The sequence below is a fragment of the Microbacterium sp. C448 genome, assembly GCF_000582705.2.
In the GTDB taxonomy this organism is placed as follows: domain Bacteria; phylum Actinomycetota; class Actinomycetes; order Actinomycetales; family Microbacteriaceae; genus Microbacterium; species Microbacterium lacus_A.
In genome coordinates, this window is record NZ_HG779830.1 from 32745 (window position 1) to 42194 (window position 9450).

At 68.9% G+C, this 9450-nt stretch carries 11 protein-coding genes; 10 read left to right on the forward strand and 1 reads right to left on the reverse strand.

What is annotated here, in order from left to right; genetic code table 11:
* Positions 1–27: 27 nt before the first annotated feature.
* From xerD to MIC448_RS15930, 9 genes are all read left to right on the forward strand, one after another.
* Complete coding sequence (xerD, locus tag MIC448_RS15890) at positions 28–957, forward strand: site-specific tyrosine recombinase XerD (RefSeq protein ID WP_036301931.1); 930 nt, start codon at positions 28–30, stop codon at positions 955–957.
* A gap of 119 nt (positions 958–1076) precedes the next feature.
* Complete coding sequence (locus MIC448_RS15895; RefSeq protein ID WP_036301961.1) at positions 1077–1964, forward strand: ParA family protein; 888 nt, start codon at positions 1077–1079, stop codon at positions 1962–1964.
* Positions 1948–2778 (forward strand): ScpA family protein, encoded by an 831-nt coding sequence (locus MIC448_RS15900; protein WP_036301933.1) that lies wholly within the window; start codon positions 1948–1950, stop codon positions 2776–2778. The genes MIC448_RS15895 and MIC448_RS15900 overlap by 17 nt, the downstream gene beginning before the upstream one ends.
* Positions 2768–3361, forward strand: a complete 594-nt coding sequence (gene scpB, locus MIC448_RS15905; protein ID WP_036301935.1) for an SMC-Scp complex subunit ScpB — start codon at positions 2768–2770, stop codon at positions 3359–3361. Before MIC448_RS15900 ends, scpB begins: the two co-directional genes overlap by 11 nt.
* Before the next feature lie 5 nt (positions 3362–3366).
* Positions 3367–4185 carry a pseudouridine synthase gene (locus MIC448_RS15910; protein ID WP_051514250.1) on the forward strand — a complete coding sequence of 273 codons (819 nt, stop codon included), beginning with the start codon at positions 3367–3369 and terminating at the stop codon, positions 4183–4185.
* Positions 4182–5297 carry a prephenate dehydrogenase gene (locus tag MIC448_RS15915; protein WP_036301937.1) on the forward strand — a complete coding sequence of 372 codons (1116 nt, stop codon included), beginning with the start codon at positions 4182–4184 and terminating at the stop codon, positions 5295–5297. The genes MIC448_RS15910 and MIC448_RS15915 overlap by 4 nt, the downstream gene beginning before the upstream one ends.
* Positions 5290–5994: a (d)CMP kinase gene (gene cmk / locus MIC448_RS15920; protein WP_051514253.1), complete on the forward strand. Its 705-nt coding sequence runs from the start codon at positions 5290–5292 to the stop codon at positions 5992–5994. Before MIC448_RS15915 ends, cmk begins: the two co-directional genes overlap by 8 nt.
* The gene (gene der, locus MIC448_RS15925) at positions 5991–7514 is read left to right on the forward strand and encodes a ribosome biogenesis GTPase Der (RefSeq protein ID WP_036301939.1); all 1524 of its coding nucleotides are present in this window, start codon (positions 5991–5993) and stop codon (positions 7512–7514) included. Before cmk ends, der begins: the two co-directional genes overlap by 4 nt.
* A gap of 49 nt (positions 7515–7563) precedes the next feature.
* On the forward strand, positions 7564–8463 hold the full coding sequence (locus MIC448_RS15930) for an NUDIX domain-containing protein (protein ID WP_036301941.1): 900 nt from the start codon (positions 7564–7566) through the stop codon (positions 8461–8463).
* 24 nt (positions 8464–8487) lie between these two features.
* Here the strand turns inward: MIC448_RS15930 and MIC448_RS15935 are convergent, their stop codons facing one another.
* Complete coding sequence (locus MIC448_RS15935) at positions 8488–8934, reverse strand: MarR family winged helix-turn-helix transcriptional regulator (RefSeq protein WP_036301943.1); 447 nt, start codon at positions 8932–8934, stop codon at positions 8488–8490.
* 63 nt (positions 8935–8997) lie between these two features.
* On the opposite strand from MIC448_RS15935, the gene MIC448_RS15940 reads away from it, so the two are divergent.
* Positions 8998–9366, forward strand: coding sequence for a VOC family protein (locus MIC448_RS15940; RefSeq protein ID WP_036301945.1), 369 nt, complete (start codon positions 8998–9000; stop codon positions 9364–9366).
* Positions 9367–9450 lie beyond the last annotated feature (84 nt).

Consider the following 9450-nt stretch of genomic DNA (forward strand, 5'->3'; position numbering starts at 1 on the left):
CCGGGTCCGGGACGGAGCCGAACCCCGGTGCGCATTGATCGAGCCGTGACGGCGTACCTGCGCCACGTCTCGATCGAGCGCGGGTTGTCTGAGCACACGGTCGCGGCGTATCGACGCGACCTCGGCGACTATGTCGCCTGGCTGACAGACCAGGGCTTTCTCGACACGACGGACGTCACCCCGGATGTCGTGGGGCGCTACGTCGCCGATCGAGCCGCGGCATCCCCGCCTCCCGCCGCGTCGAGCCTGGCGCGCCTGCAGTCCTCGGTGCGGGGGCTGCATCGGCATCTCGCCCGCGAGGGGATCGAGGACGAGGATGTGTCGGCCCGGCTTCGCCCGCCGAAGGCCGCCCGGCGCCTGCCCCAGGCGTTGACGATCGACCAGGTCGAGCAGTTGCTCGCGGCCCCGTCGGGGGAGGACCCCATTGGCCTCCGCGATCGGGCTCTGCTCGAGCTGATGTACGCCACGGGCGCCCGCGTGTCGGAGGTGGTCACGCTCGACGTGGACGACCTCGTGGGCGGGGGCGGTGTGGGCGGAGAAGGCGCCGGCGACATCGTGCGTCTGCGCGGCAAGGGTGACAAGGAACGCATCGTGCCGGTCGGGTCGTTCGCCCGTAAGGCGGTCGATGCCTATCTGACCCGGGTGCGCCCCGAGCTGTCGCTTCGGGGTCGCCCGACGCCTCGGCTGTTCCTCGGTGCCCGCGGGGCGCCGCTGTCTCGGCAGAGCGCCTGGCTCGTCATCCGTGCCGCCGCCGAAAAAGCGGGGATCTCGGCCCATGTCTCGCCGCATACGCTCCGCCACTCGTTCGCTACGCACCTGCTGCAGGGCGGCGCCGACGTGCGTGTCGTACAGGAGCTTCTCGGGCATGCGTCGGTTGCGACAACGCAGATCTACACGCACGTGACCGTTGATGCCCTGCGCGATGTGTACGCGACATCGCACCCGCGGGCACGCTAACGCGTCGGACACACGCCGGCGCCCGCGCGCGCCGCCGGGGTCGAGGGTGCGCGGGTGACTAGAATCGGTCCACGAGATGGCGTTCAGGTGCCGTTGACAAGGTGACGCAGGGAGTATCGGTGGCGGGCAGCGCGCGGGGCACGAAGAAGGCCTCCTCGACGGACGAGGCACCCCTCGGCCCCACCGGTCGTCCGTACCACGGCTTTCCCACACCTCCGAAGCTCGATTCGCACGGTCCGGCGCGCATCATCTCGCTCTGCAACCAGAAGGGCGGGGTCGGCAAGACGACCACGACCATCAACCTGGCCGCATCGCTCGCGCACTACGGCCGCCGCGTGCTCGTAGTCGACTTCGACCCGCAGGGTGCGCTGTCGGCCGGCCTCGGCATCGCGACTCACGACGTGCCGACCGTTTACGACCTGCTGCTCGACACGAAGCGCGATCCGCGCGAGATCATCGTCCCCTCGCGCACCGAGGGCCTCGACGTGCTGCCGGCCAACATCGACCTGTCCGCCGCCGAGGTGCACCTGGTCAACGAGGTCGCGCGCGAGACGATCCTGGCGCGCGTGCTGCGCCACATCTCGCGCGAGTACGACGTCATCCTGATCGACTGCCAGCCCTCGCTGGGGCTGCTCACGGTCAACGCCCTGACGGCCAGCCACGGGGTGCTGATCCCCATGGAGTGCGAATTCTTCGCGATGCGCGGCGTCGCCCTGCTGATCGAGACGATCGAGAAGGTGCGCGATCGCCTCAACCCCGCGATCGAACTCGACGGGGTTCTCGCGACCATGTACGACGCGCGCACGCTCCACGCCCGTGAGGTGCTCGAGCGCGTTGTCGAGGCCTTCGGTGACGATGTGCTCGAGACCGTCATCGGCCGCACGGTGAAGTTCCCGGATGCATCCGTCTCGGGACTGCCGATCATCGAATTCGCCCCCGAACACGCCGCCGCCCAGGCCTACCTGCGCCTGGCGCGGGAACTGGTCGCGCGTGGCGACGTCGCCTGAGGCCGCACAGGCGGTCGAAGACGGGGACGGCGACGGCCGGTTCCGCGTCTCGGTCACGGGCTTCGACGGCCCGTTCGATCTACTGCTCTCTCTGATCTCGAAGCACGAACTCGACATCACCGAGATCGCGCTCAGCAAGGTGACGGACGAGTTCATCTCGTATCTGCGCGCGCTCGACCCGGACGAAGAACTCGAGCGCGCGAGCGAGTTCCTTGTCGTGGCAGCGACCCTGCTCGACATGAAGGTCGCCGGGCTCCTGCCGCAGGGTGAGCTCGTCGATTCCGAATCCGTTGCGCTGCTTGAGGCGAGAGACCTGCTGTTCGCGCGCCTGCTGCAGTACCGCGCATTCAAAGAGGTGTCCGGATGGTTCGCCACGCGACTGCAGAGCGAAGACACGCGGCACGCTCGTGCCGTGCGACTTGACGAGAAGCACCGCGCGGCCGTGCCGGAGTTGGTCTGGACGATATCGGTCGAGGACTTCGCCGCCCTCGCGCTGCTGGCCTTCAGCCCGCGCGAGATACCGCACGTCGGACTCGAGCACCTGCACGCGCCACTTGTCAGCATCCGCGAACAGGCGGCGGTTGTCGTGTCGTTGCTGCGTCGGGCCGAGTCGGTGAGCTTCCGCGAGCTGGTCGCCGGGGTCACGCAACCCGGCATCGTGGTGGCGCGATTCCTGTCGATCCTCGAGCTGTACCGCCACGCGGCGCTGTCGTTCGAACAGGTCGAACCGCTCGGCGAACTCACCCTCCGATGGTCGGCCGAGAACTGGTCCGACGAACAACTTGCGAGCCTGGGGGCCGATTATGACCACTGATGCTTCGACAGGCTCAGCAACCGCCGACGTCGCCCGCCGTCTCGAGGCGATCCTGCTCGTCGTCGAAGAGCCGCAGAGTCTCGTCGCCCTCGCGACAGCCGTGTCGGCACCCGTCGCCGCCGTTCGTCAGGCGATCGAGGCGCTGGTCGCGGACTACGACGGACTGGCCGGCGGGCCGCGTCGCGGGTTCGAGCTGCGCGAGGTCGGCGGGGGGTGGCGCCTGTACGTTCGTGCAGAGCACGACGACCTGGTGAGTGAGTTCGTCAACACGCAGGCGCCGTCGCGGTTGTCGCAGGCGGCGCTCGAGACCCTCGCCGTGATCGCGTACAAGCAGCCGGTCACGCGCGGCCAGGTCGCGGCGATTCGCGCCGTCAACGTCGACTCGGTCGTGCGAACACTGCTGGGTCGTGGCCTCATCACGGAAGAATTCGCGGATCCCGAGACCGGGGCGATCCACTACGGGACGACCGACGCGCTACTGGTGAACCTCGGCATCAACTCGCTCGACGAGCTACCGCCGATCTCGCCGCTGTTGCCCGATGTCTCGGACGACGACAGCCTCGACGAAGCACTGGGACGGTAAGCAGCATGAGCGAAAAAGATCTCCCGACGACGGATGCCTCGGCCGACGGTGTGCGGCTGCAGAAGGTCCTCGCCCAGGCGGGGGTCGCCTCGCGCCGCGTCAGCGAAGAGCTGATCGCCGACGGGCGCGTGCGGGTGAACGGCGTCGTGGTGACCGAGATGGGTGCGCGGATTCATCCGGAGTCGGACCTGGTCGATGTCGACGGCGTCGCCGTTCAGGTCGAGTCGGGCATGCGCTACGTCATGCTCAACAAGCCGACAGGCGTTTTCAGCACGATGCGGGATGAGCGCGGCCGCCCCGACCTGACCCAGTACACCGAGGAATGGCCCGAGCGCCTCTACAACGTCGGTCGCCTCGACGCCGAAACGAGCGGCTTGCTCATCCTCACCAACGACGGGCAGCTCGCCCATGTGCTCGCGCACCCCTCCTACGGCGTGACGAAGGTCTACATCGCGAAGGTGTCGGGCCGGGTCAGCGCCCAGACGATCTCGCAGCTGACCCGCGGCATCGAGCTCGAGGACGGACCCATCGCGGCCGACAAGGCACGGCTCTTGGACGCCTCGGGCGGCACGAGCCTGGTCGAACTGACCCTGCACTCGGGGCGCAATCGGATCGTCCGCCGGATGATGGCCGAGGTGGGGCATCCGGTCCGTGAACTCGTCCGCCGACAGTTCGGTCCGCTGCACCTGGGAACTCTCCCGGCGGGGCAGGCACGGGAGTTGACTAAGGTGGAACGCGGCGCGCTGCTCACCCTCGCGCGCCGCGATGCCGCCCTCGCGAGCGACGACGAGCCGCAGGCGACACACCGTAGGAGATTTCAGTGACCGACACGACCACGCCACGTGTTGCCGCGCGCACCAGCGGCACCGTCCGCGTGGTCGGCGCGGGACTGCTCGGCGCGAGCGTGGGGCACGCCCTGACGGCACTCGGCGTCGACGTCGTGCTTGATGACACCTCGCGCGCGCAGGTGCGCCTGGCCGTGGATTACGGCGCCGGACGCCTGAGTCGCCCCGACGACGAGCCGCGCCTGGTTGTCGTTGCCGTGCCGCCGGATGTGACGGCCGATGTCGTCGCATCCGAATTGGCGCGCTTTCCGGACGCTGTCGTGACGGATGTCGCGAGCGTCAAGCTCGCCCCGCTGCACGAGCTGCGCGAGCGCGGCGTGGACCTTACGCGTTATATCGGGTCGCACCCGCTCGCCGGTCGCGAGCGCGGCGGAGCGATCTCGGCCCGCTCCGACCTGTTCATCGGTCGCCCGTGGGTGGTCTGCCGCGACGAAGAGACGCTGCCGGCCGACTTGGCGATCGTCGAAGGCCTCGCCCTCGACCTCGGCGCGATGCCGATCGAGATGACCCCCGAAGAGCATGACCGCTCCGTCGCAGTCGTCTCGCACGTGCCCCAGCTCGTCTCGAGCCTTCTTGCTGCACGGCTGCGCGAGGCGCCGGAGCATTCGCTCGGGCTCGCGGCCCAGGGCGTTCGCGACACGACGCGCATCGCCGCATCCGCTCCCGAGCTGTGGACCCAGATCCTCGGCGCAAACTCCGAACCGGTCGTCGAGGTGCTCGACCAGCTCGCCGCCGACCTCGGTCGCGTCGCGGATGCGCTGCGGGATCCAGATGCCGCCGGCTCTCGACGCACGATCGCCGACACTATCCAGCGCGGCAACGAGGGTGTCGAGCGTCTGCCGGGCAAGCATGGGCAGAACCGGCGCTTCGAGCACCTCGTCGTCATGGTCGACGACACCCCGGGCCAGTTGGCGCGCCTGTTCAGCGATCTCGGTGCACTCGGCGTGAACGTCGAAGACCTGCGGCTCGAACACTCGCCCGGAGCCCCATTCGGCCTGGCCGAGATCAGTGTGGAGCCCGCGATCGTCGCGCAGGCGACGGCAGGGTTGGAAGAGCGAGGCTGGCGGATGGCGGGCACGGGCAATGAGTGAACCGACCCCGGTGGTGCCGCTGGCAACCGCCGACAACGTGATCGCGATCGACGGGCCCGCGGGTAGCGGCAAGTCGAGCGTGGCGAAGCGCGTCGCGTCGCGCCTCGGCTACGGATACCTCGACACGGGCGCCGCATACCGTGCCCTCGCCTGGCATGTGCTCGAACGCGGTGCCGACACGAGCGACGCGAGCGCCGTGCTCGACGCCACCGGCGACTTCGACTTCGCCATTTCGACGAACCCCGACGACACCTGGGTGCGCGTCGGCTCGGTGGATGTCGCCGCTGCGATCCGTGAACCGCGCGTATCGGACGCCGTCAGCGGCGTCGCGCGCGTGCCGGCGATTCGTCAGGCCGTCACCAACCTCTTCCGCTCGATCATCGCCGATGCCCCCGCGGGCATCGTCGTCGAAGGCCGGGACATCACGACCATCGTCGCGCCCGACGCGGCCGTACGGCTGCTGCTCACAGCAGCCCCCGAGGTGCGCGCCGCCCGGCGCAGCGCCGAGCTGACCGGCGTGGAAGCAGCGGTCGTCGCCGACGCCCTGCACCGCCGCGACGCCTCCGACAGTGGGGTGGTCGACTTTCTGACCGCCGCCCCGGGGGTCGAGGTGGTCGATTCGACCGACCTCGATCTCGAACAGACCGTCGACGCCGTCCTCGACATCGTCGACAGAACACGAGGATTGACCCCATGAGCGCTGACGACGAGTACGAAGGCCGCCCCGACCAGATCGCCGAGAAATTGTCGGAGCTCGACCCCGAGTTGGTTGAACAGAGAGCGGCGACTCTTCGCGCATCCCTGGCCGACTACGATCTCGACGAAGACGACGCGCACCTGCTCGCCGGAGTCGAGCGCGGTCTCGACGGCATCGAGTACCTGCCGGCGCTGCCCGTCGTCGCGATCGTCGGACGCCCGAACGTCGGCAAGTCCGCGCTCGTGAACCGCATCTTGGGCCGCCGTGAGGCGGTTGTCGAGGACACCCCCGGTGTCACGCGCGACCGGGTCACGTACAAGGCCGAGTGGATGGATCGGCGCTTCTCGCTGGTCGACACCGGTGGCTGGGAACCGGATGCTCGGGGTATCGATGCATCCGTTGCCGCCCAGGCCGAGGTCGCGATCGACCTGTCGGATGTCGTTCTGTTCGTCGTGGACGCCATGGTCGGCCCGACCGCGACCGACGAGCAGGTCGTGAAGCTGCTTCGCAAGAGCGGCAAGCCCGTCTTCCTCGTCGCGAACAAGATCGACGACGCCCGCCACGAACCCGAGGCCGCCGCACTCTGGAGCCTGGGTCTCGGCGAGCCGCACCCCGTCTCGGCCATCCACGGTCGCGGCGTGGCCGACCTGCTCGACCAGCTCATGGAGAAGCTGCCCGAGATCTCGGCCGTCGCCTCGCACGAGATCGGTGGGCCGCGTCGCGTCGCGATCCTCGGTCGCCCGAACGTCGGCAAGTCCTCCCTGCTCAACAAGGCCGCGGGCGAAGAGCGCGTCGTCGTGAACGAACTCGCCGGCACGACCCGCGACCCGGTCGACGAGATCGTCGAGCTCGGCGGCAAGCTGTGGCGCCTGGTCGACACCGCCGGCATCCGTCGTCGTGTCCATCTGCAGCAGGGTGCCGACTTCTACGCGTCGCTGCGTACCGCGACCGCGCTGGAAAAGGCCGAGGTCGCCGTCGTCGTGCTCGATGTGAGCGAGTCGCTCAGCGAGCAGGACGTCCGCATCATCGACATGGTGCTGGAGTCCGGCCGCTCGCTCGTGCTCGCGTTCAACAAGTGGGACCTACTGTCGACCGACAAGCTCGTCGACGACGATCGTCGCCGCTACCTCGAGCGCGAGATCGAACAGGACCTTGCGCACGTCGCGTGGGCGCCCCGCGTGAACATCTCGGCGAAGACCGGGCGTCACCTCGACAAGCTCGTGCCGGCGCTCGAGACGTCGCTCGAGTCGTGGGATCAGCGGATTCCGACCGGAAAGTTCAACGCTTTCCTGTCGGAACTCGTGGCCGAGCACCCGCACCCGCTTCGGGGTGGCAAGCAGCCGCGCATCCTGTTCGGGACGCAGGCAGCGTCCCGCCCGCCGACATTCGTGCTGTTCACGACCGGATTCCTCGACCCGGGCTACCGTCGCTTCATCGCGCGTCGCCTGCGCGAGATCTTCGGCTTCGAGGGCACCCCGATCCAGATCAACATGCGGGTGCGCGAGAAGCGCACGCGCTGAGTCGCCCTCGGGGCGCCGAACTGCCGTCCGGGTGTGAGAATCTGGACGGGTGAGCATCGAGCCCCCCGTCCCCGGTGAGCCGCGGCGGCCGTTCGGGCCGCGCGACTCGGGTGATGCCTGGGTCGTGGCCGATAGCGGCGAACGCTACTGGGGTCGGTTCGGAGCCGCGGGACTGCTCGCGTACGACGCCGCGCTCGACAGCGTGCTGCTGCAGCATCGGGTCTCGTGGAGTCACTTCGGCGGCACGTGGGCGCTGCCGGGTGGTGCGCGCCACGAGGGCGAGTCGGCGATGGATGCCGCGCTGCGCGAGGCGCTCGAAGAGGCCGGCGTTCCCGGCTCGGCGATTCGTCCGCGCGCCACGAGCGTGCTCGACCTCGATATCTGGTCGTACACGACGGTCATTGGCGATGTCGTCGTGCCGTTCGCGCCCGTCATCAGCGACCCCGAGAGTCACGCGCTCGAGTGGGTGCGGGTGGACGAGGTCGTTGATCACCCGCTGCATCCGTCGTTCGAGGATGCCTGGGGTCACCTCCGCGCCGCCCTGCACCTGCGTCCCGTGGTCGTCGTGGACGCCGCGAACGTCGTCGGGTCGGTGCCGGATGGCTGGTGGAAGGATCGGGCGGGCGCGACGGACCGTCTGCTCGATCGGCTGGAGGATCTCGCCGCGGCCGGGCTCGAGGCATCCGCTCTCGAGTTGCCGGGCGACCGCTGGTTCCCGCGCATCGTCGCGGTCGTCGAGGGAGCTGCGCGCGGTGTCGGCGATCGCGAGGGCCTTGTCGAGCTCGTGCGGGCCGAGGCATCCGGTGACGACGCGATCGTTGACGCGGTGGGGAGCCTTGACGGAGCCGCGGTGACGGTCGTCACGAGCGACGCGGGACTCGCGCATCGCTCGGAGCGCGCCGGCGCCACGGTGCACGGGGCGCGCTGGCTGCTCGACCTTCTAGGTTAGGCGTTCTGCACTAAGCGTCTTGCGTTAGGCGCTGCTGTCTCGCAGCGAGCGGATCATGCTCCGCAAGATCCGCAGTGCTCCAGCCTGCTCGTCTTCGGTCATGCCCGACAGCATCCGGATCTCGACGGACCGCACGGCGGCCGACGCCTTCTGCAGTCTCTCGCGGCCGCGCGGCGTCAGCTCGGTGGGAAGAACCTTGCCGACGCGGGCTTCGGTCGCCCGGGTCACGAATCCGTCGCGTTCGAGGTTCTGCAGCAGCACGTTCATGGACTGCCGCGTAACGAAAGCGCCGCGGGCGAGCTCGGAATTCGACAGGCCTGGTCGCTGCGAGAGCAGCTCGAGACAGGAGTAGTGCGTCACGGTCATGCCGAGGGGCCGCAGGACCTCCTCCATGGCGGACCGGAGGGCGCTCGACGCCTCTTTCAGCAGATAGCCCAGCGAGGTCTGCAGATCGATACCGGCTTGACTCATGTCAGTATTCTGACATAGCTTGGCGGATGTCAGAAAACTGACATGAATCCGAGGAGCAACGTTATGCCTGTTACCGGTCCCGACTTCATTTCACTTCAGGCGGCAGACCTCGCGGCCTCGCAGGCGTTCTACGAGCGCTACCTCGGGCTGGTCCGCTCTCCCGCCGGTCCGCCCCACGCTGTGGTGTTCGAAACGACGCCGATCGCGTTCGCTCTTCGCGACATCGTGCCCGGCACGGACCTCGCATCCGTGCCTCAACCGGGCGTCGGCGCTGCGATCTGGCTCCACGCCACCGACGTTCAGGACATCCACGACGCGCTCGTCGCCGACGGTCAGACCATCGTCTCGGCGCCGATCGACGGCCCGTTCGGCCGGACGTTCACCTTCGCCGACCCGGACGGCTATCAGATCACGCTTCACGACCGCGCGTAGGCACCGCCCCGGTGGGGGTGGGGCGCGGCGCGGCCGCGGCACGGCGGGTCGCTTCGACAGGCTCAGTGACCGTGAGCCCGGTCG